Below are 20,051 nucleotides of genomic sequence, written 5' to 3'. Positions count from 1 at the left end.
TCGGGCTGGCACATGGGCCGGCCTCGCACAGTGAGGTGACCATCATGACAACCGCGACTGACACTCCGCAGGATCTGACAGCGGAGCAGGAACAGTTCGATCGGCTGATCGCCGATGACTCCCGCATCGAGCCCCGTGACTGGATGCCCGAGGCTTACCGCAAGACCCTCACCCGCCAGATCTCCCAGCACGCGCACTCCGAGATCATCGGCATGCAGCCGGAGGCCAACTGGATCACCCGTGCCCCGAGCCTGAAGCGCAAGGCCATTCTCATGGCCAAGGTGCAGGATGAAGCCGGGCACGGCCTGTACCTGTACTCGGCCGCCGAAACCCTCGGCACGTCCCGCGACACGATGACGGCGGACCTCATCGCCGGCAAGGCGCGCTACTCAAGCATCTTCAATTACCCCGCGCGCACCTGGGCTGACATGGGTGCTATCGGCTGGCTGGTCGACGGCGCTGCTATCGCCAACCAGGTGCCGCTGTGCCGTGCTTCCTACGGCCCGTACGGGCGCGCGATGGTCCGGATCTGCAAGGAAGAGTCCTTCCACCAGCGCCAGGGATTCGAGATCCTGCTCGAGCTCGCCAATGGAACCGAAGCGCAGAAGCAGATGGCCCAGGATGCAGTGAACCGCTGGTATGCCCCGAGCCTCATGATGTTCGGTCCTCCGGATGAGGATTCACCGAACTCGCAGCAGTCCATGGCATGGAACATCAAGCGGTTCTCCAACGATGAGCTGCGCTCGCGCTTCGTTGGCATGATCGTTGAACAGATCAAGACCCTCGGCCTGACGCTGCCGGATGACCAGATCCGTTACAACGAGGCCACCGGCAAGTGGGAGCACGGCCCGCTGGACTGGAACGAATTCAAGGAAGTCCTCGCCGGCCGCGGACCATGCAACGCCCAGCGTTTGGAACGGCGTCGTGAAGCGCACGACGACGGCGCCTGGGTCCGCGAAGCAGCAGCGGCCTATGCCGCGAAGCAGGCGGCGAAGCGCGCTGACCAGCGCGATCTGACAGTAGAGGCGGCATAGATGGTCGGCGGATCAACAACGGGCGACGACGGCTCCAAGGCTCCCAGCGCGGAGCAGCCCGGTCACCCGGCGGCCGAGCCGTGGCCGCTGTGGGAAGTGTTCGTCCGGTCCTCGCGCGGGCTCAGCCACGTGCATGCCGGCTCGCTGCACGCGCCTGATGCGGACATGGCTGTCCGCAACGCACGCGATCTGTACACCCGGCGCAACGAGGGTGTGAGCCTCTGGGTGGTGCCGGCGTCGTCAATCATTTCCAGCGATCCGGATGCCAAGGGGCAGTTCTTCGAGTCGCCGCAGGGCAAGGACTACCGGCATGCCACGTACTACACCAAGAGCGAAGGGGTGAAGCACCTGTGAGCGAGTCGAATGCGAGCGCCACCCGCATCACTCCGGGCAACGCGCTCCGGCCGGAGGACATCGCGGCGTCGGATGCGAAGCCCAGTGAAGCCGTGGGAGAGTATGCGCTGCGCCTTGGAGATGACGCCCTGATTCTTGCGCAGCGCCTGGGCTGGTGGATTTCGCGCGCGCCGGAGCTCGAGGAGGATGTGGCTCTGGGCAATATCGCGCTGGACCAGATGGGACATGCGCGCTCATTCCTCGCCTACGCCGGGCATGCGTGGGGCAAGACTGAGGATGATCTCGCGTACTTCCGCGGCGAGGACGAGTTCCGTTCCTCCCACCTCGTGGAGCAGCCCAACGGCGATTTCGCGCGGACCATTGCGCGGCAGCTGGTGATTTCGCAGTACCAGTTCACCCTCTACGCCCGGTTGATGAATTCCACCGATGCGACGTTGGCTGCCATCGCGGCCAAGGCTGTCAAGGAAGTCGATTACCACCGGGATCACGCCCGCCAGTGGGTGCTGCGGCTGGCGCTGGGAACCGATGAGTCGCGCCGCCGCATTATCGAGGGAATCCTCCTCACGTGGCCGTACGTGGGCGAGCTCTTCGAGGATGATGACCTTGTGACCGGCCTCGACGGCGTCGCCGTGCGTCCTTCCGACCTCCGCCCGGCCTTCGATGCAGACATCGAGTCCCTCTTCGCCGAAGCCGAGCTTGAGGTGCCTGCCGTCCCGTTCGCCGTGGGCGGCGGACGCCACGGGCGCCACAGCGAACACCTCGGGTACATCCTCGCCGAAATGCAGGTCCTGGCCCGCGAACATCCGGGAGCGACATGGTGACCGCAACGCTCACCCTCGAACAGACTGTCTGGGAGGTCGCCGCAACAGTGGCGGACCCTGAGATTCCTGTACTCACCATTGAGGATCTCGGTGTCCTTCGCGCGGTGACCATCGACGACGACGGCGCCATCACCGTCACGATCACCCCCACCTACTCGGGGTGCCCGGCCATGGACGCGATTCGCGACGACATCATCACCGCCCTCGCGCTACAGGGCCACGCCAACGTGCAGGTCAATCTGGTGCTGTCGCCGGCCTGGACCACCGACTGGATGAGCGCAGCCGGCAAGGCGAAGCTCGAGGAGTACGGCATCGCGCCGCCCACGGGGAAAGCCGCCGCAGGAAAAGTCAGCGTGGGCCTGAGCGTCAAATGCCCGCAGTGCTCATCACTGAACACCCGCGAGCTCACCCGTTTCGGTTCCACGTCCTGCAAGGCGCTCTATGTTTGCCAGGACTGCAGGGAGCCCTTCGACTACTTCAAGGTCCACTAATGGCAGTGAAACTAGCGCCGTCCACGAAGCGGCGCACCGCTTTCCATGAACTGACGGTTGCGGAGGTGCGCCGGCTCACCGAGGACGCCATCGAGGTGACCTTCGCCGTTCCGGAGGAGCTGAGCGGCCGGTTCGACTACGTGCCCGGCCAGTACGTGGCGCTGCGAACCACCATGGACATCGACGGTGAGCCGAAAGAGGTGCGGCGCAGCTACTCCATCTGCGCCGAGCCGCAACCGGGTGAGATCCGCGTCGCCATCAAAAAGGACCTCGGCGGCACCTTCTCCACCTGGGCCAACGAGTTCCTCAAGGCAGGCGACAAGCTGGACGTCATGAGCCCCATGGGCCAGTTCATCTCAAAGCATCCCATGACCGGGCTCAACAGTCCCGAGAGCATCGACACCACCACCGAGCACTCCTTCGTTGCGGTCGCCGCCGGTTCGGGCATCACGCCGGTCATTGCCATTGCGCGGTCGGTACTCGCCGCCAACCCTGCAACCCGGTTCGACCTCATCTACGCCAACAAGGCCGCGATGGATGTGATGTTCCTCGAGGAACTCGCTGACCTGAAGGACCGGTACCCCGCACGGTTTGCGCTGCACCATGTGCTTTCCCGCGAACAGCGCATCTCCCCGCTCCTGAGCGGGCGGATCGACGCGGAAAAGCTGCAGACCATGCTCACCAGCGTCATCCGCACCGAAGAGGTGGACGAGTGGTTCCTGTGCGGTCCCTTCGAACTCGTCCAGCTGTGCCGCGACACCCTCGCCGAGCGCGGGGTCGCACCGGAGAAGATACGGTTCGAGCTGTTCACTACCGGTGAGCCGACCAAGCCCGAGGGCCAGATCGGCCGGCCGGTGAAGGACGACGAGAATGCCGATTCCTACTCCATCAACTTCAACCTTGATGGCCTGCAGGGCACCGTCTCCAGCCCCACCCATGCACGCGAATCCATCCTCAACGCTGCGCTTCGCGTCCGCCCCGATGTACCGTTCGCGTGCGCCGGGGGAGTGTGCGGTACCTGCCGGGCCAAGGTGGTCAGCGGAACCGTGGACATGGAGGAGAACTACGCGCTGGAGCCGGATGAACTGGCGAACGGCTACGTGCTGACGTGCCAGTCACGGCCAACCAGTCCCGAAGTCACCGTCGACTACGACGCCTGACCCACGAAGTTTTTGTCGCCTAGTTGCTGCCTTCGCACGGTTTTAGCGGCAACTAGGCGACAAAAACTCTGAAGAAGAGGGAGGTACCCCATGATTGATCTGTCCATCGACGGCAAGGTCGCCGAGATAGTTTTGAACGCGCCCGAGAAGCTGAACTCCCTCAACGAGGAGGGCCTCGCGGAGCTGTCAAAAGTGTACGACGACGCCGCCTCCGCTGCCGCGGAAGGCCGGGTCCGCGCGCTGCTGCTGCGGGGCGAAGGAAGGGCTTTTTGCGCCGGGCGCGATATTTCGCAGGTGGCCCCGGAAACCGACGACGCCGTTGCCTACCTGGACGGACTGGTCACCCCGCTGCTCAAGAAGATGGCAGCTTTTCCCGCTCCTACATTCGCAGCCGCACACGGCGCCTGCCTTGGAGTTGGTCTTGGATTGCTGATTGCAACCGACGTGGTGTACGTTGCCAACTCAGCGAAGATCGGATCCCCGTTCGCCAAACTGGGCGCAACACTGGATTCGGGCGGGCACTGGCTGTTCACGGAGAGGCTTGGCGCACACCGCACGCTGGACCTCATCTACACAGCCGACCTGATGAGCGGCGCTGATGCCGTCGCAGCCGGGCTCTTCAGTCGGGCCTTTCCCGCGGAGGAGCTGCTGCCGGCCACAAGGTCCACGGTGGAGCGGGTTGCCCAGGGCGCTACGGGCGCATTCCGCGCGTCGAAGGAACTGGTCGCATCCATTCGTGACCGGCGGCTTGGCTTGTGGGAGTCGGTCGCTGACGAGAACACCGTCCAGGGCGAGCTGTGCAGCAGCCCGGACTACGCCGAAGGATTCCGGGCATTCCAGGAGAAGAGGGCGCCCATCTTCAAGGGCTGAGGGCGGCAGGAGTCCCACGTCACAGCAGATTCTGGAATCTCGCCGGAACCCAACTGGTTGTCGCAAGCATGACCTCGACAACACTCGATTCCACCGTCCGCAATGCAGAGACCAGTGTCCCCCTGGTTCCACTGCTCGACGAGCGCTGGAGCCCGCGCTCATTTGACCCGGCCGCCACTCTCACGGACGAGCAGCTTACCGCTCTCCTTGAGGCAGCACGCTGGGCGCCGTCGGCCGCGAACACGCAGCCCCGCCGCTTCATTGTGGGCCGTCGCGGCAGCAAGACGTTTGATGCAATCGTCAGCGCCTTGATGGGATTTAATGCCGCGTGGGCAGGGAACTCGTCCGCGCTGATCGTGGCCATCGCGGAGACCTCCACGGTCGAAGGCGAGCCGCGGCAGTGGGCAGAGTATGACTTGGGGCAGTCAGTGGCCCACCTCTCGGTTCAGGCACATCATGAGGGTCTTTACACCCACCAGATGGCGGGGGTCGACTGGGACCAGGTCGCTGCTGCGTTCGGTCTGGCGGAGAATTTGAAGCCGGTCACCGTGACCGCCGTGGGAGTTGTTGACGAGGCTGACCGACTGGTCGAAGCACTTGCGGAACGTGAGACGGCTCCGCGCACGCGCTTGCCGCTGGACGAACTGGTGCTGGTCCGCGACTAGTCGAAATCAGTACGCAAAAGCAATTAGTTATGCAACGGTTTGAAATCAATACTGCGTAATCCGCACAGAAGAGCCGACATTTGTCCTTTCGTGGCATTTACTGGGACAGGTGGCCGGAGCAGTCTGCCGGGGGGCCTTATGGGGGATGGTGACATTCAGAACGGGATGTCACCTCCAGTACGGCAGACGCCCGGCCATCACTCTTCCTCGGCGTTGTGATCCCAAGATCTGTGATTTCGGCCTGGGCTAGCCTCGCTAAGCTGCCCTAGCAGCTCGAGTTCTTCCGATCGGCTCAATCCGGACCTGCGTTCACGGGCAAGGCCGAGGTTTCGCTCGGCATCCAGTGTGCTTTGCACGGTTTGACGGAGTGCCCTCAGCTCGCCGCCTGCAGCGTGGAAGGCAGTGTTGTCCCGTTGTGCGAATGCGCTGTCGGCCTTGGGAACCCATAGGGGTAGCGAGCGGGGGCCGGCCCAGAACCGGACGTCGTGGTCAATGAGCCATTCATCGGAAGCACGCACCAGCTCACCGGTGAAGCCGGCAACATCCGCACAAAGCGCAAGCACATCTGCGAGAGCATGCTGATTGCCGGTCGCGTTGATGACCCCGGCGATGCCGCCCTTGCCGGACTGTGCGATGAAAATGGCAAGGTCCTCGACATCAATCACCTGCACCACTCGATCATCAGCGATGGGGGAGAGCACCGGCCCTTCGCCTGCGAGAGCGAAGCGTCCGGCCCAGTAACTGAATCTGTCGCTGCCGTCTCCAGGGCCGGCGACCAATCCCGGCCTGACAATGAGGAGCCGGTTGCCCAGGGCTTTCTGAGAGGCTTGCTCAGCGGCGACTTTCGCTTGACCATAGTCATTCAGGTCCACCGGCTTGAGTAGAGGTGCGGACTCGTCCGCACCCGCGTCGGTGTTCGTGGCGTAGACGGAGACCGAGGAGACCAGGGTCCAGTGCTTCGCACTGTCGGCAAGGGCGTCGAGTGCCCCCTGCACCAAGGCGGGTTCGTAGGACAGCTCTATGACTTCGTCCCAGGACTGACTGGCTACCGCCGCGTAGGCATCCGGTGATCGTCGATCGGACTGGACGAAGGCGGCTCCGGCAGGTGGTCGGCCGGACTCGCCGCGCGCAATGCACGTGACCGCGTCGCCGCTGGCCAGCAATTGCTCGGCAATTTCGAACCCAAGCCACGCAGTTCCCCCGAGCACCAGGACGTTTCGCATGTGGTCAGTCGCCAGCTTCGAGGACAAAGAAGATGAAAGACAAGAACGCCGTCTTCTCGCCATTGAGGATGCGCGGCGGAAGGAGTTCGCGTGGAGTGTCGGGAGACGGCTCTGGTTCGCTCACACGGGCTATACGGTATCCCGCCGATGTGAAGGCGTTGATCATCGCGTGGAGTGGCCGGTGCCAGAAGGTCAGGACCGCAGGCTCGCCATTGAACTCATAGTCCTCCGAGTACTCCCGGATGGCGAAGTAGTCCTCGGTTGGGTGGGTGACCACGCTCACCGTGGGGTGGTTGACCGACAGGATCAGGCGACCCCCGGGCTTCAGCACTCGTCGCAGTTCGGCAAGCGGTGCTGACCAGTCCTCCAGATAGTGCAGAACCAAGGACGAGACAACATCGTCGAAAGAATCATCGGCGTAAGGAAGCGGCTTACTAAGGTCGGCCAGGCACAGGTCCGCTGTCCTGCCCAAGCGCTGCCGTGCCAGTTCGAGCATCGCGGAGCTGGAATCGAAACCGGTCAGAATGGCGCCCTTCGCGCTCAGCTCCGCGGACAGCGGCCCGGAGCCGCACCCTGCATCAAGGATCCGGTGGCCGTCGACGTCGCCGGCGAGGTCAATCATCGCCGGCCGTTCGTAGTAGGCGTTGAGGAGGCTGGACTCGTTTTCCATCGAGTAGCTCTCGGCGAAACTGTCATAGAGGTCGGCTTTCACGAATCCTCGCTCTTGCGGTCGACGACATCAGGTTGTGGGTGATGAGCCTCCGTTGCATCTTGATGGTCGTCAAAAGTCACAGACATGGTTGAGCTATACGCCGGCGCAAAGGACCCGGAATAGTGCTCCGCATGAGGACGATACCCGAAGGACGAACTGCTATCTTGCCCCGGTCCGTCTTTGGCCAGTTGAGAGTTGCTACCCAGCAGGCTGCGGGTGAGGACGGCACTGTCTGCCATCAACTCATTCACCGCGACTAGTAGGTGAGCGTCGCTCAAGGGGGTCGCATCAGACGCTGCAGCAAGCACGGCACGGCGAACGAGTTCTTTCGTGAAAGAGGCCGTCGTTCCCTCAGTTCCTACTGCTGCCGCGTGGACCGCTTCCGGGCTGAACGTTTCCCGCGGTGCGTAAAGCTGCAACAGGGCGGCGCGTTCACCCTCATCTGGAAGCGGAATCTCGACAGCAAGGTCCACACGGCCGGGACGCTGCGCAAGAGCGCGTTCGAGCATGACCACACGATTGGTCGTGAGCACGAACGTGACGTCCGCATCATCATCGAGGCCGTCCATGGCATCCAGCACTTCGAAGAGCAGGGGTTGCGGGCCATGGCCGAAGCTGCGGTCTTCCGCAATGAGGTCACAATCTTCAAGCACCACGATGGACGGTTGAAGAGCTCGTGCCATCCGGGCTGCCTCACCCACATGGGCGAGCGTGCCTCCGGACAAGATGATGGCCGTTGTCCCCGGGCTGGCGCCCAATAAGTAACGGACAGTGTGTGTCTTGCCGGTACCGGGCGGACCGTACAGCAGGATCCCCCGCTTGAGATGTTGTCCGGCTGCGACCAGTTCCTTCTTATGAGCGGCAATTCCGAGGGCATGCTCGCTAATCCTGGCGAGGAGACCGTCAGGCAACACGATCTGGGCCCTCGTCAGATCCGGCCGCCGGTGGAATGTTACGCCCGCGCTACTGGGACCGAACTCCTCGACAGTGAAGGACAGTATTTGTCCTTTCAGGATGCTTTCGCTCTGCATGCGGCGCCGAAATACGGCGAGAAAATCCGCTGTGACCGCCGCATCCGCACAGAGCACTTCCAGTGAAGCGAACTGCCGGCCATATCGGGGTTCCGCCTTGCGCTGCAGGAGTGCGATCGGTTCGCCGTTGTGGTGAAAGAGGCGCAGACCGAGCGCAACAGTCTGTCGTTGCTCGTCAGGACCGACTGGCAGATTAGCGTAGTCAGGCTGCGAGAGCGGAAAGTTTGGATACATGTCGGACTGCTGGACCATGTCGCTCAAGGACATATGGTGCCGCTGGTCACCGCCGCCGATGCCAGTCAGCGTGCTGTTCTCACCCACGAGCGAGGCGAGGATGATATCCGCGTCCACCAACCGGTGAACAGGCACTTCCTCAACGACCAGAGGAAGGGACGACGGTGGAACGCCGAGGTGGGCAGCCAAGGCATTGACCAATTCCCGACCATTCTCGGAGGTAGGTTGCGCCGACTGCACAAGCCTGACCATGGCGCCGAAATTACTGACGAACTTCGCCGCATCATTCCCCATGCAAGGAGGCTAGCAGCACCGTCAAGGACCCTCGCGGACGGGAGCGTGCAGGTGTGCTGCTGCTCTATGTTGTGTCCGCAACTTATGCTTCTGGAGTGGGGAACACGTTGACTGCTCCGGCAGCTGAAAAGGGCAAGCCGATTTACGTTGAAATCGCCATCCGGTCATCAATGGAACGGGTATGGCAGCTAAGTCAGGATTCCGATTCGCATCCGCGATGGGATCTGCGGTTTTCGCGGATAGTTCCGATCGACCGCAGCGCCCTGGGGACAACCGTTTCCGCTACGAATTCCACCTTCCCTTCCATACGATTCATGGCACCGGGACGTCGCTGGGGCACAGGTATCGCGCCGATGGCCAAGCAACCTCGGTGTTGAAGTTCGACACCGAGGACGCGCTCTCACCCATCGGGCAGGGCTCGGGTTACTGGCGGTACATTCCCACCGATGACGGACTGCGCTTCATCACGGGGTACAACTATCAGCCGGGGGTGGGTGCCCTCGGGAGGCTTCTGGACACTCCTTTCACCCGTCCGGCGCTGGGTTGGGCGACAGCGTTGAGCTTTGACCGTCTGCGGATATGGGCAGAATCAGGCCTGGAACCTCAGAAGTCCCGCAGACGCTGGATCATCGACGCAGCAGCCCGAGCCTGCGGCCTCCTTACGGCCGGCATCCTCACACTTCACCCTTTGGAAGGGCGAGTTTCTGTCGCGGCGAAAGTAGTGGGCGTGGGGGTAGCGCTGGCCGCCTGGTTAACACCAGCACACACGACAGTCCCAAGGGCGGGGCGATGCTTACGCCAAGCACCCGATGCGGGTGCCGCTCTGGCGCCGGCGGCTCTTGCCGACCTGGAGCCTCCAGCGAAGGCAAACACAGTGCGCGGAAGGAGCAAGCTGTGAGTTCAATCTTTGAATTAGCGCTCGGGAAGGAATTCGACCGTCTACACCCCATGCTCCAGCAGCGATTCAGGGTCGACGCTGAAGCTGGCTTCGCATGCGTGGGATCCGGAACATTCTCCCGAATGCGTCGGGCATGGTGGACGAGCCCCTTCCTACGCCTGGGCGCATACCGGAACATCCTGTTTCCGGAGCAGGGCAACGACATCTCCTTCACGATCGAGAACTACCCCTACGTGGACGGTTTCGGCCGGCCGACAGTCACATTCGTGAGAACGCTCAAAATCTCAGAGTCTAAGCAGCGCCGATTCGACGCGACCATGATTTACAACCCGGAATCAGGGCTGATCGTGGACTACCTGGGGACCCACCAGCATCTGGCCACAGACCTACTGCTCGATGTGACAGCAGGCGGATCACTGCATCTGCAGTCCACTGCTCAACACTTCTACGAGGGAGTCCTGGGTTTCAGAATTCCGACGAGCCTTACCGGCACCGCAGACCTCTACGAGGGCTACGACGACGCCCGAGAAGTTTTTACTATTCAGATGCAGGTATGGAACCCCATCTTCGGGTTCTTATTCGGATACCAGGGCGAATTCACGTGCACCTACCCGACACTGATCGAGGGAGGGTTCCCAGAACACCTCCAACCGGTCAGAGAAGAGATCCGCAATTAACGCCGAGGCCTTTTCCCGTACGAGTCGATCCCTCACCCCACTCACCCTGCGTCGGCCGGGAGAGTGCGAAACCGGCACGAGCATCCGCAGGCTACGTCCTTCGGCCTGAGTCGTTAGATTCGGAGCGGCGTTTTTTTGGCTGCAAGTCTTGAGCTTCCGTCGGTTTGAAGCCATAGAGTTCGGACTGGACTCCACCGGACTTGAAGACCGGCCCGAGTACATCCTTCTTGACTTCGTTCTTTCCCCGGCGAAATATGGCGATGACCAACCTGACGAGGATGCCCCCGATGATAATCAGGAGTATCGCGAATCCGATGATCCCTCCGATAGCTGGCGATCCGGACGAAACGGCGATTGTGCTGTCCCACATGACTGGCCTTACCGCGTTCAACTTCGCGGTGACTCGTTAGAAGAACCGCTCGTGTTCGGATGAAGTGAGAACTCGTGACCATTCCATAGCAGCATGGCGGCCCCTGCCGGAAAGAAGAACAGGGCTGGAAGCCACTGCCAAACTGCTAGGACGGCCAAAGATACAACCATCACCACCAAACCAATGATTCGCACTGACCTAGCCATCGCACTCTCCTAGTCGCCTACGATCACAAAGGGGACGCTCTCTATATAAAAGGCACAATCACCAAGGCTTCAAGCCAGTGAGCTGGCCGACCGAGTGCGAATCCCCATGACGTCACGCTACCAACCGGACCTCTCAACGCCGAGGAAACCGGAGATACGCAACGTCACCGTTACAGTCGGGCAACCCGAGACGAGCGGATCCCTCAGCGGGCATACCGTCGCGCCTCGGTTATGTCGGAAGTTGCGTCCAGGACTCTTCTTGAGGTGAGGGGCGGTGCCATGCCTGCCGTGGTGTCTCCCATTCTCGAGCCACGTCTGTGAGCCAGAATGTGCGGTCTGGGTCCCAGCCGGCGATAACCGATGACGTGTCGGAATCAACGGGAAGGGCCCGGCCAGCGCTGCTGAGGTAACCCAAGCCTGTCAGGTGCACGGCGTCCCATTCATCGGCCACTCGCTCCCAGTCCGGGAGGACCCAGCGGCCGTTCCGACCAGTTGTCCGGTACCAGTCGTGTCGGCGTGAGGCGGTACCTTCCAGCGGGTACTTCCGGCACAGTGCTACCCAGTCATCTGCGGTGCGGATCTCATACGTTGCGCCAATCCCGCGGACAGCGATAACGGTTGCCTGCTCCCATCCCAAAGAATCCTCGATGAGGCTCAAACCTGCCGGGATCTGCCCCACAGTGCTGATGGTGCCGCGCGGTACTGACCACCAGGTTCCGGACCAGTTGGCGTGTGGATCTTGCGGGCGGTCCCGAGAGGCACGCAGTTCTTCCGCACGCTCGTCCTGCGCCCATTTCGATAGTGCTTGCCGGGGTGCACGCGGCAACGGGGCCGGGTCGTCAGCTGATCGCCAGTCGATGGCCCATTGTTCGATGTGGCGTGGCTCGCGGAGCCATTGCATCGACGGCAGGGCCAAGATCTTATCCGCGATAGGTGCGAAGGCTTCGCGTACTTCAGGAAGTCCAGCGAGTATGTCTTCTCCGTCTGGTTCCTGCCAGTACCGCGCCGCCTCTACTGACCGTTGCAGAGCGGCGTTGAGCGCACCAGCACCGATATGAGCCAAGTCGAGTGAAACGATTGCTGCTGCCAGCTCGGCCGGGGACCAGTTGAGGAACGGTGCGGCGGGTTGCCCAGTATCGGCTGCTATCAGGACCCTTGATGTTCCGCTTGCCGGATCGAGGCTGTGCGCCAGCCGGAAAGCGCTCTGCCTGATGTCAGGGTCTAGCTCCATCGCGAGCTCCAAACACAGACGTCTCCCGCGAGGCCCATCGAGAAGCAACTGTGAAGGAGTGTTCATCAGCTCATCCTTACATCCCCACCCGCAGTCGAGAACCGATCGCTCACCGAACCGAGGTGATCCATAGATCCTTCGAGGCTCAACGGTCCAAAGTGGTGCTGTAGAAACTGCATTGTGGGAAGAAGCAGCTTTCGGATCGAGGCCGAGTGAAACTGTACATATACGCCGCCGTTGGTCTGCTCCTCGAGGCTGGGGTAATCAGCTTCTTCCTGAAAAACTGGGATGTACTCATCGGGGTTTCGCTCGGGCTAGCCGTTGTCTTTGTATGCGACTTGGGCTTTGAATGGAGTGCCAAGTACTCGGAAGAAACCGAGAGACATCGCGAGAAACTGTTGGGCAAGAAAGCCTCCGAGACGACGTACTACTACTTTGATGATGATGGCGAAGAAACGCCTTCCTCAGACTCCGATGACAAGAAGAGCCCGCGTGAGTAAGTCCGTGTCCGATCCCTCACCGTTCGAGCACTGGGCTTGGGTAGTCTGTAGCGATCATCTCAGTCTCGTCTTTGGGGGAAGCTAGTGCAGGTTGGTGAGATCGATTTCGTTATTGTCATGCTCGTTCTGTGGATTCTTTTGATCGCAGTTGTTGCCTTTGTCCTGTACTGGATCATTCGATTAGCCGTGAAACACGGCTTGCGGTCGTCCCACGAGGGCGTCGACCAAGGGTCCAAGAAATAGTCAGCGCACGCCTTGTTCTGTCATTGTGTGCGAACGTCGCCGGTGCAGTGACCCCGGCGCTGGACGGTTACCGCTGTTAGCGGCCATGAAAAACTGCCCATAGGCGGCCACGAAAGTGCCCACTGACGGCCAGTAAAACTGCCCACCGGTGGCCATGAGATCTGCCCACTTCCTTACTGTTCCTACCGCGTCTTAAGCGGTACGGGGCCTCTTCCCGGGGTTTGATGACGGTGTCGAATCGCATCAAACCTGACCGAGGAAGAGACCCCTTGTATGAAGTCTGACGGAGAAATCATGGAAATTCTTGCTGCCTACGACCTGACCGGGTCGCTGCGCGCAACAGCGGAGCTCACGGGCTGCTCGCACCACACTGTTGCCAAGCATGTCGCGGCACGCGACGCCGGCCGCCCGATCGCCGAACCCGCTGCCCGGGACCGGGTCACCGACCCGTTCCTGCCCAAAATCGAGGAGTGGGTCCAAACATCCAACGGCCGGATCCGCGCCGATAAAGCCCACGACAAGCTCGTAGCCCTCGGCTATGAAGGCTCTGAGCGCTCCACCCGGCGGGCCATCGCTCAGGTCAAAGCCGCGTGGCGGCTCGGACACGTCCGGGTCCACCGGCCGTGGATCACCGAGCCGGGGATGTGGTTGCAGTACGACTTCGGCGACGGCCCGCGCATCGGAGGGGTGAAGACCGTCCTGTTCGTCGCCTGGCTGGCCTGGTCCCGGTTCCGGATCGTGATTCCGCTCAAGGACCGGACCGCGCCGAGCGTGTTCGCCGCCCTGGACCGGTGCTTCCGGATCCTGGGCGGGGCACCGACGTATGTGCTCACCGATAACGAGAAATCCGTGACCACCGCCCATGTCGCCGGGGTCCCGGTGAGGAACCAGCAGACCCTGGACTTCGCCCGGCATTACGGCGTAACGGTGCTGACCTGCCAGCCCGCGGACCCGGCAAGCAAGGGCGGGGTCGAAGCCGCGGTGAAACTCGCCAAAGCCGACCTCGTACCCAAAGACACCAACCTCCGCACCGACTACAGCACTTTCACCGAGTTGGAGGAGGCGTGCGAAGCGTTCATGGATCATGTGAACCAGCGCGAACACCGGATTACCCGGCGCAAACCCGCGACCATGCTCACCGAGGAACAACCCCGGTTGCACCGGATCCCGGGTGCTGCGCATACGGTCGCGTTCGGGCTCGCCCGCACCGTCCCGGAGAACACCCCCATGGTGACCTTCGAAAACGGGCAGTACTCGGTGCCCGCGCACCTGCTCGGCGCCCGCGTGTTCGTCCGCGCCCACGGCACCGGGCCCGGCGAGCAGATCATCATCGTCCACCACGGGCCAGCCGGTCCGGTCGAAGTCGCCCGACACCGCCGTACCCGCCCGGGCAGCCCGGCCATCTGTGATGAGCATTTCCCCGGCACCAGGACCCGCATCCCGGGCGATTACACGGTCAAGGCCCGCACCGCTGACGAGGCCGAGTTCCTGGCCCTCGGGGAAGGCGCCCGGACCTGGCTCATCGAAGCAGCCGCCACCGGCGCGCAGCGGATGAACGTGAAAATGGCCGAAGCCGTCACCCTGGCGAAGATCGCCGGCACCGCAGCCGTGGACCGGGCTCTCGGGACCGCCGCGCTGCATGGCCGGTTCGCCCACGGTGACCTGGCCTCGATCCTCAATGCCACCACCCAACGCACCACCACGCACGCCGCGAATGAAACCACCTCGCTGACTCAAGGAACGAGTGCCTGGGCGGCGATCGGCAACCCCGCCCCGAACCACACCACCACCCCTACCAGCGACACCACCATTACCGCAGATACCACAGCGGAGGACGCCCGATGAGCCCGGTCACCACAACCAACACCACCGCACCGCCCCTGCCTGCGGACCTTGAAGCGCTGATGCGTCAGTTGAAGATGCCGCACGCCCGCGCCCTGGCACCGGAACTGATCACCACCGCTAAAGCGCAGCGTTGGGAGCCGGTCGAGGTCATCAAGGCCCTCTTCACGGAGGAAACCGCCGGACGGGCACGGTCCATGCTCGCCAACCGGCGCAAAGCAGCAGGATTCCCCACCGGGAAAACCTTCGACGCCTGGGACCCCGACGCGTCTTCCATCCCCGCCCCCACCCAACACGCGCTACGGACCCTGGAATGGGTCACCCGGCGGGAAAACCTGGTCGTCTGCGGGCCCTCCGGAACCGGGAAAACGTTCTTCCTCGAAGCACTCGGCCAGCAAGCCGTGGAAGCCGGGATGCGCGTGGCCTGGTTCCGGCTCGAAGACCTCGGCGTCCTGATCCGGGCGCACCGCACCGATGACAGCGTCACCAGGGCCGTGTCCCGGATCCTCCGCGCCGAGCTCGTGGTCATTGATGACATCGGGCTGTTGCCGGTGGCCACGGACGCCGCCGAAGGTCTCTACCGGGTCGTGGACGCAGCCTACGAGAAGCGCTCCATTGCGATCAGCTCCAACCTCCACCCCGCCGGTTTCGATGAGCTCATGCCCAAAACCCTCGCCACCGCCACCGTGGACCGGCTCCTGCATCACGCCCACGTCTGCCAAACAAGCGGCGATTCGATCCGCCTCACCCAAGCCCTCGCCGGTAAGGGGGTCACAGCCCTGAACTAACCGCCCCAAAAATGGCCAACCCCGCCGAACCACTCAGTGGGCAGATCTGTTGGCCATCACAGGGCAGTTTTACTGGCCACCAGCGGGCACTTTTACTGGCCGCCCGTGGGCAGAAACTAATGGCCATTGACATACCGCGAAATTGCTCCGCTCCTGCATCCCGACCACAAATGAAGGAGACGGTATGACCGACAACAGCGGTGCTTCCCATGACCGAGGCCCGACATTCGACGGGATAAAAATCGGTCGGCCAGCAACCGGCGCCCTCATCGACGCTGGTTACAACTCGCTGCCGGACCTGCCCGCCAACCTTGATGAGTTGAGGGACATCCATGGAGTCGACCCAAAGAGGCCCTAAAGCTATTGAAGGATGCACGCAATCTGTAACCGGCGGGGTGATTGCATGGAAGGGACCGTCGGGGCTGAGCCGATCCCTTACCGTTCGCTGTTTCGGTGAGGGATCGATGCGTATGAGGTTCGGGGCTTCAGCGTGTAGCTCAAGGACGCTTGTTCGGATCGGCTTCCTGTATCTGAGCTCCGTCAATGATCAATGTGCCGGATAAGTCCGGTGCGCCGCTTTCGGCAGGCACATCGATGGCAGTTCCCGGCTTCAGTACAGCAGTGGATGCGATTGTTAGGGGCGGCACTTGGTCGAGACCGTCGACCCTGCCCTTATCTATGCGGCAGGTACTGGTACTGATGTTCAGCAGGCGGTATGGCAGCTCGCTTGGCTGGTCTTGCCCTGACGCAAGATAGGGCTGAGGCGTCGTTGTGGCGAGTTGTTGATTCTGACACGCGGATGCGATGTCGACAGCGGCAGAACCGTTTTCCCAATGCGCTCGATCAACTCCATAGCCCAGCACTTCCCAGGACGTTGCACTGATCTCGCTCGATTCCGCGACTGCGAGGGTCGCTCCGGAGTGGCCAGCGGGCGGTCTCAGAAGAACCTCCCCGCCCTGCAATTGCAAGGTAATAATCTGGTGGGCAGGGAAGATTTGGTGGGGTCTGTAAGAGATCGCAGTCATCGCAGACTCCCAAGGCTGCAGTGTCACGGCGGATTTAGCTTGGTCCCACAAGGGTTGAAGAGCTTTGCGGCCGAGGTCGATGTTGATGCCGGTGGCTTCGGAGAGCTCACATGGGTTTTCAGCCACGTTTTGCACGCGGACGACGAAGTTGTCAGTATTTCCAGCCGCATTTCCTGAGTCGAAGGTTGCCCGCAGATCGTTCGCGGAACACGGACCGGTGGCGCGTTGAGGATCAGCCGGGAGGACCTGCGTCATCGGTGTTCCTTCGTTCGCTGAATCACCCCTTACTAGGTCGTTCCGAGTCTCCAGTACCAGGCCCAGCACTTCAGCTCTTTTCTGAGGTGCATCGACCTGCCCTGTTTTTGAGGGCATCTTTTCTGGGCAGCGTGTCTGTTCGATGTGAATCCGCGCCTCGTCGCGATGGATGCTGATTTCGGCGCAGATCACCGGGTTTCCGGATGCCGGTCCCCGATTCCCAGCCCACACCGCGATGCCGGCTGCTTTTGCATCGGAGTCAGCCGTGCGCGGCACACCGAACAGGGCGTAGTCCGCCTCAGGCCAGCCTTCACTTTCTAATGCGGCCGGTCGGACCGCCGCCAGGTAATCAACGAATCCGGACGTGGAGCCTGCCCGGAAGCCGGCGAGCTGTTCCTCGAAAACCTGCGCAATCTCCGTCAATACGGGAGAGCTTGATCCGGCCTGTTCCGGTCCTTGTTCAGAGCTCGCTGTCTGCTGAGTAGCCCAAATGATGGTGAGTCCAAGAAGTGCGAGTAGAAGAGCGGCTGAGGTAAGGATCCTAGTGCGGCCTGTCCGTGGTTTCGGTTGTTCTCTCAAGCTTCTCCCTTATCCCTGTCCTGCGGCTTTTCCAGTCAGTGGTTGAGAACTCCACATGATTTGAAGAAGTTGCGTAGATTCGTGGAGTCGCCCTCGTATGCGGTATCGACCACTGCGGAGTCGAAGACTTCGGGATTCTGATGGTGAGCCACGACAGCGGGCAAGGATGTGTACTTTTCAATCTCGCTCAACGCTGAGTGTGCATCTGCGGTATCGCCAGTATCGGAAGCTTCGATGTACTCCGCTGTCCATGCGCACAACCAGAACTCAGCAATGCTCGTATCTGCCACACCCACTTCAGCAACCACGTCTTGCCCTGCGGCAGCTGGTGCCACCGCATTCCCGGCGGGCCAGACGTACCCAGCTGGTAGCTCCTCGGGGAACTGTTCGATCGCCTGTCGCCTCGCTTCGGGCATCTCAGCGGCACCGATCATTTCATTGGCATCGGCTGTGGAAGCGCCGACAACCGTCTCCACTTCAGACGCGGACGGCGCCGCACAACCGGCCAGGAACAAAAACGTCATCAGCACACCAGCAGCACGGACTCGGACTAGTTTCATTGCACTCCCCCAAATTCAACGAACGCTAGAGACTGACTCTACTAACACTTCCGCACCACAGCCCCCGGCGCGTGCCGACACTTTCCTATGAGGAGAATTCGACGCCCGTATGATCGATCCTCCACCGTGCCACTTCTCGCAGCTTCCGCATACTGTTACGTGCATTCAGCTTGAGACAGGGCTGTCTTGTGGTGCACTGGCAGTACTGCAAATGCATCGTTGTAGATCGCTCATGGAAGCTCGTCGACAGCCGCTCACACTCGCAATTCTCTGCGCCCTTACCGTTAGCGGGTGCACCTCAGAACACGTGGCGGGAACGAATGAATCGGACGCCGTGATTCTTCTCATCTCTGACTCGAAGCGAGACGGTAAATCGGGGCCCGAGGCGCTATTTCGCGGCGTTCTCCTAGTTGGGGAGGATGACTGCCTGCAGGGACATGCTTCCGACGGAACGATATTGAACATCGAGTTCCCTGCCGGGACGCATTTCAACGAGGCAGGGGCCATCGACATGGGCTTCGCCACCGTGACACTGGGGGACGAAGTCTCCCTCGGTGGCGGATACAGCCAAGACTCCGAACTCACGGAATCACTCCCTGAATCCTGCAGAACAGACACCACATTTCGCGTCTACTCGGCATGAGCGCAGCTTGTAGAAGCTTGGCCGAGCTCATTTTCTGACGGATCCTCCACAGTGCGCTTTCTTGGGCGGGCACCGCCGCGGAAGTGATCTAATCTGATCGGATGCAGTCTGGACTTTCGGAGGTCGAAGCGTGAAGTTGCTGGACCCTACCCCTACACGGGCTGACCTCGACAGCCGCGGATTTACAGCCGTGCTTCAGGCGCTCTTGAGTGCCGTCCTGTGTGTCGTCTGTGCTGGGTCCGCCATTGCAGCCGTCGGCTGGATTACTGGCACAACCACAGAGCCTGACGAGGTGACTCTTCCAGGGCGCCGTGGCCCGGACACTCTGGAGTACGCCGCTGACACGGGATGGTTCATCCTTCTGGTGAGCCTTGTCTTTGGACTGATATTTGCGGTTGTGACCGTCGCTCTGACACGCCGTGCCGTGCGCGCTTTCAAAAGGACTTCTACGGAGGGAAGGCTCGCTGAACAGCGAGAAAGACGCGCCAAGCGAAACCAGAACAAAAAGGGCTCTGCAGGGCGACTCTCGAAGCGCGCGCCGCGGAAACCCTAACGAACAGCGCCGCAAATGACCGCACACTCACGGAAAGGGATCGGCCGGAAAAATGCCGGCCGAATCCGGAAACAACGGGCAGCCAAGGAAGCCAGAAAACGGCGGATCCGCCTAGAGGAAGGCCTTCATTGGCGCATTGCAATCTCGCTACTGCTCACCGCTATTGCGGTCGTCCCAGTGTTTTGGCTGGCCGGTGTGATCGACGCACCGGAGTACCTCTGGCTGCCTTCACGGTTTGACCCTGATGCGGGTGTTCGTCCCTACACCCGCGACCGAGCCCTGGCCGTACTCTCAGTCTTGTCGGTACTGGCTGTCATCGCCTGGATGAGAACTATCTGGCGCACTACCGCAAGCTCAAAGCTGAAGTGCAGAAAGTGCAGGCTTCCTCACATTCGAAGCGTTAGAGCAACATTGAGAGGTAGTTCTCAACAAATTGGATCCCTCACCGCACCCTTCCGGAGTGCAAGCAAAGCGTCCGCATGAGTGGCAAGGAGGATGATGCACTAGTCCTTATTCACGTTCTTTGTCTTGCTCCTCATGAGTAGAGCGACGATGACGCCGACGGTTATTGAAGCAACTGCGGTTATTGCCGCAGCGCCCCCAAGCCCGATCTGGTCATTGAGTAGTCGGAACAGGGCGACCAGCACAGCGGGCACCAATAAGGCGAGGAGGACTACGGGAGCCCTGTTACGAGAGTGACTGTCAGCGTCTGAAGTTGACGGAACGATACCTGGCGGTTTCGCCGGATCATTGAACGGTTGCAAAATACCTCCTGTAGGAGTGTGAGCCGCA

20 protein-coding genes are annotated in these 20,051 nt (G+C 61.5%); 14 read left to right on the top strand and 6 right to left on the bottom strand.

Annotation, left to right across the window (positions count from 1 at the left end; genetic code table 11):
* Nucleotides 1-44 precede the first annotated feature (44 nt).
* From paaA to JOD47_RS03690, 7 genes are all read left to right on the top strand, one after another.
* Nucleotides 45-1,034: a 1,2-phenylacetyl-CoA epoxidase subunit PaaA gene (paaA, locus tag JOD47_RS03720; protein ID WP_204532050.1), complete on the top strand. Its 990-nt coding sequence runs from the start codon at nucleotides 45-47 to the stop codon at nucleotides 1,032-1,034.
* Nucleotides 1,035-1,388: a 1,2-phenylacetyl-CoA epoxidase subunit PaaB gene (gene paaB, locus JOD47_RS03715; protein WP_056543633.1), complete on the top strand. Its 354-nt coding sequence runs from the start codon at nucleotides 1,035-1,037 to the stop codon at nucleotides 1,386-1,388.
* Nucleotides 1,385-2,209, top strand: a complete 825-nt coding sequence (gene paaC, locus JOD47_RS03710) for a 1,2-phenylacetyl-CoA epoxidase subunit PaaC (RefSeq protein WP_204532048.1) — start codon at nucleotides 1,385-1,387, stop codon at nucleotides 2,207-2,209. Before paaB ends, paaC begins: the two co-directional genes overlap by 4 nt.
* Nucleotides 2,203-2,700, top strand: a complete 498-nt coding sequence (gene paaD / locus JOD47_RS03705) for a 1,2-phenylacetyl-CoA epoxidase subunit PaaD (protein ID WP_204532041.1) — start codon at nucleotides 2,203-2,205, stop codon at nucleotides 2,698-2,700. The genes paaC and paaD overlap by 7 nt, the downstream gene beginning before the upstream one ends.
* Complete coding sequence (paaE, locus tag JOD47_RS03700; protein ID WP_204532036.1) at nucleotides 2,700-3,860, top strand: 1,2-phenylacetyl-CoA epoxidase subunit PaaE; 1,161 nt, start codon at nucleotides 2,700-2,702, stop codon at nucleotides 3,858-3,860. Before paaD ends, paaE begins: the two co-directional genes overlap by 1 nt.
* A gap of 90 nt (nucleotides 3,861-3,950) precedes the next feature.
* Nucleotides 3,951-4,730 carry an enoyl-CoA hydratase/isomerase family protein gene (locus tag JOD47_RS03695; RefSeq protein WP_204532032.1) on the top strand — a complete coding sequence of 260 codons (780 nt, stop codon included), beginning with the start codon at nucleotides 3,951-3,953 and terminating at the stop codon, nucleotides 4,728-4,730.
* 68 nt (nucleotides 4,731-4,798) lie between these two features.
* Nucleotides 4,799-5,395 (top strand): nitroreductase family protein, encoded by a 597-nt coding sequence (locus tag JOD47_RS03690; protein ID WP_204532030.1) that lies wholly within the window; start codon nucleotides 4,799-4,801, stop codon nucleotides 5,393-5,395.
* 197 nt (nucleotides 5,396-5,592) lie between these two features.
* Here JOD47_RS03690 and JOD47_RS03685 read toward each other — a convergent pair whose 3' ends face one another.
* Genes JOD47_RS03685 through JOD47_RS03675 form a run of 3 tightly spaced genes read right to left on the bottom strand, consistent with a single transcriptional unit; the run spans nucleotide 5,593 to nucleotide 8,889 of the window.
* A complete protein-coding gene (locus JOD47_RS03685) occupies nucleotides 5,593-6,618 on the bottom strand; it encodes an NAD-dependent epimerase/dehydratase family protein (protein ID WP_204532023.1) in 1,026 nt (341 codons plus the stop codon).
* 4 nt (nucleotides 6,619-6,622) lie between these two features.
* Nucleotides 6,623-7,330: a class I SAM-dependent methyltransferase gene (locus tag JOD47_RS03680; RefSeq protein WP_204532021.1), complete on the bottom strand. Its 708-nt coding sequence runs from the start codon at nucleotides 7,328-7,330 to the stop codon at nucleotides 6,623-6,625.
* Nucleotides 7,327-8,889, bottom strand: coding sequence for an AAA family ATPase (locus JOD47_RS03675; RefSeq protein ID WP_204532019.1), 1,563 nt, complete (start codon nucleotides 8,887-8,889; stop codon nucleotides 7,327-7,329). The genes JOD47_RS03680 and JOD47_RS03675 overlap by 4 nt, the downstream gene beginning before the upstream one ends.
* A 370-nt stretch (nucleotides 8,890-9,259) precedes the next feature.
* On the opposite strand from JOD47_RS03675, the gene JOD47_RS03670 reads away from it, so the two are divergent.
* A complete protein-coding gene (locus tag JOD47_RS03670; protein WP_204532017.1) occupies nucleotides 9,260-9,787 on the top strand; it encodes a hypothetical protein in 528 nt (175 codons plus the stop codon).
* Complete coding sequence (locus tag JOD47_RS03665) at nucleotides 9,784-10,464, top strand: DUF4166 domain-containing protein (protein WP_204532016.1); 681 nt, start codon at nucleotides 9,784-9,786, stop codon at nucleotides 10,462-10,464. Before JOD47_RS03670 ends, JOD47_RS03665 begins: the two co-directional genes overlap by 4 nt.
* A gap of 805 nt (nucleotides 10,465-11,269) precedes the next feature.
* Here the strand turns inward: JOD47_RS03665 and JOD47_RS03660 are convergent.
* Nucleotides 11,270-12,271, bottom strand: coding sequence for a hypothetical protein (locus tag JOD47_RS03660; protein WP_239547999.1), 1,002 nt, complete (start codon nucleotides 12,269-12,271; stop codon nucleotides 11,270-11,272).
* Between the two features lie 212 nt (nucleotides 12,272-12,483).
* Here JOD47_RS03660 and JOD47_RS03655 point away from each other — a divergent pair, with 212 nt between their 5' ends.
* From JOD47_RS03655 to JOD47_RS03640, 4 genes are all read left to right on the top strand, one after another.
* Complete coding sequence (locus JOD47_RS03655) at nucleotides 12,484-12,771, top strand: hypothetical protein (RefSeq protein WP_204532014.1); 288 nt, start codon at nucleotides 12,484-12,486, stop codon at nucleotides 12,769-12,771.
* 516 nt (nucleotides 12,772-13,287) lie between these two features.
* On the top strand, nucleotides 13,288-14,859 hold the full coding sequence (istA, locus tag JOD47_RS03650; RefSeq protein WP_239547998.1) for an IS21 family transposase: 1,572 nt from the start codon (nucleotides 13,288-13,290) through the stop codon (nucleotides 14,857-14,859).
* Nucleotides 14,856-15,644, top strand: coding sequence for an IS21-like element helper ATPase IstB (istB, locus tag JOD47_RS03645; protein WP_204532013.1), 789 nt, complete (start codon nucleotides 14,856-14,858; stop codon nucleotides 15,642-15,644). Before istA ends, istB begins: the two co-directional genes overlap by 4 nt.
* A 184-nt stretch (nucleotides 15,645-15,828) precedes the next feature.
* Nucleotides 15,829-16,002 (top strand): helix-hairpin-helix domain-containing protein, encoded by a 174-nt coding sequence (locus JOD47_RS03640; protein ID WP_204532012.1) that lies wholly within the window; start codon nucleotides 15,829-15,831, stop codon nucleotides 16,000-16,002.
* Between the two features lie 139 nt (nucleotides 16,003-16,141).
* On the opposite strand, the gene JOD47_RS03635 is transcribed toward JOD47_RS03640, so the two are convergent.
* Nucleotides 16,142-17,347 (bottom strand): DUF4232 domain-containing protein, encoded by a 1,206-nt coding sequence (locus JOD47_RS03635; RefSeq protein WP_204532011.1) that lies wholly within the window; start codon nucleotides 17,345-17,347, stop codon nucleotides 16,142-16,144.
* A gap of 191 nt (nucleotides 17,348-17,538) precedes the next feature.
* Nucleotides 17,539-18,027 carry a hypothetical protein gene (locus tag JOD47_RS03630; protein ID WP_204532009.1) on the bottom strand — a complete coding sequence of 163 codons (489 nt, stop codon included), beginning with the start codon at nucleotides 18,025-18,027 and terminating at the stop codon, nucleotides 17,539-17,541.
* Between the two features lie 370 nt (nucleotides 18,028-18,397).
* On the opposite strand from JOD47_RS03630, the gene JOD47_RS03625 reads away from it, so the two are divergent.
* Nucleotides 18,398-18,706 carry a hypothetical protein gene (locus JOD47_RS03625; RefSeq protein WP_204532008.1) on the top strand — a complete coding sequence of 103 codons (309 nt, stop codon included), beginning with the start codon at nucleotides 18,398-18,400 and terminating at the stop codon, nucleotides 18,704-18,706.
* Nucleotides 18,707-20,051: the final 1,345 nt, after the last annotated feature.

Source organism: Arthrobacter tumbae (assembly GCF_016907495.1).
Taxonomy (GTDB): domain Bacteria; phylum Actinomycetota; class Actinomycetes; order Actinomycetales; family Micrococcaceae; genus Arthrobacter_D; species Arthrobacter_D tumbae.
The sequence above is the reverse complement of the archived record's forward strand: the minus strand, read 5'-3'. Positions and strand labels throughout refer to the sequence as shown.

Coding starts and splice junctions, on each gene's coding strand:
- paaA (WP_204532050.1), top strand. CDS start 45: ATGACAACCGCGACTGACACTCCGCAGGATCTGACAGCGGAGCAGGAA.
- paaB (WP_056543633.1), top strand. CDS start 1,035: ATGGTCGGCGGATCAACAACGGGCGACGACGGCTCCAAGGCTCCCAGC.
- paaD (WP_204532041.1), top strand. CDS start 2,203: ATGGTGACCGCAACGCTCACCCTCGAACAGACTGTCTGGGAGGTCGCC.
- paaE (WP_204532036.1), top strand. CDS start 2,700: ATGGCAGTGAAACTAGCGCCGTCCACGAAGCGGCGCACCGCTTTCCAT.
- JOD47_RS03695 (WP_204532032.1), top strand. CDS start 3,951: ATGATTGATCTGTCCATCGACGGCAAGGTCGCCGAGATAGTTTTGAAC.
- JOD47_RS03690 (WP_204532030.1), top strand. CDS start 4,799: ATGACCTCGACAACACTCGATTCCACCGTCCGCAATGCAGAGACCAGT.
- JOD47_RS03685 (WP_204532023.1), bottom strand. CDS start 6,618: ATGCGAAACGTCCTGGTGCTCGGGGGAACTGCGTGGCTTGGGTTCGAA.
- JOD47_RS03675 (WP_204532019.1), bottom strand. CDS start 8,889: ATGGGGAATGATGCGGCGAAGTTCGTCAGTAATTTCGGCGCCATGGTC.
- JOD47_RS03660 (WP_239547999.1), bottom strand. CDS start 12,271: ATGGAGCTAGACCCTGACATCAGGCAGAGCGCTTTCCGGCTGGCGCAC.
- istA (WP_239547998.1), top strand. CDS start 13,288: ATGAAGTCTGACGGAGAAATCATGGAAATTCTTGCTGCCTACGACCTG.
- istB (WP_204532013.1), top strand. CDS start 14,856: ATGAGCCCGGTCACCACAACCAACACCACCGCACCGCCCCTGCCTGCG.
- JOD47_RS03640 (WP_204532012.1), top strand. CDS start 15,829: ATGACCGACAACAGCGGTGCTTCCCATGACCGAGGCCCGACATTCGAC.
- JOD47_RS03630 (WP_204532009.1), bottom strand. CDS start 18,027: ATGACGTTTTTGTTCCTGGCCGGTTGTGCGGCGCCGTCCGCGTCTGAA.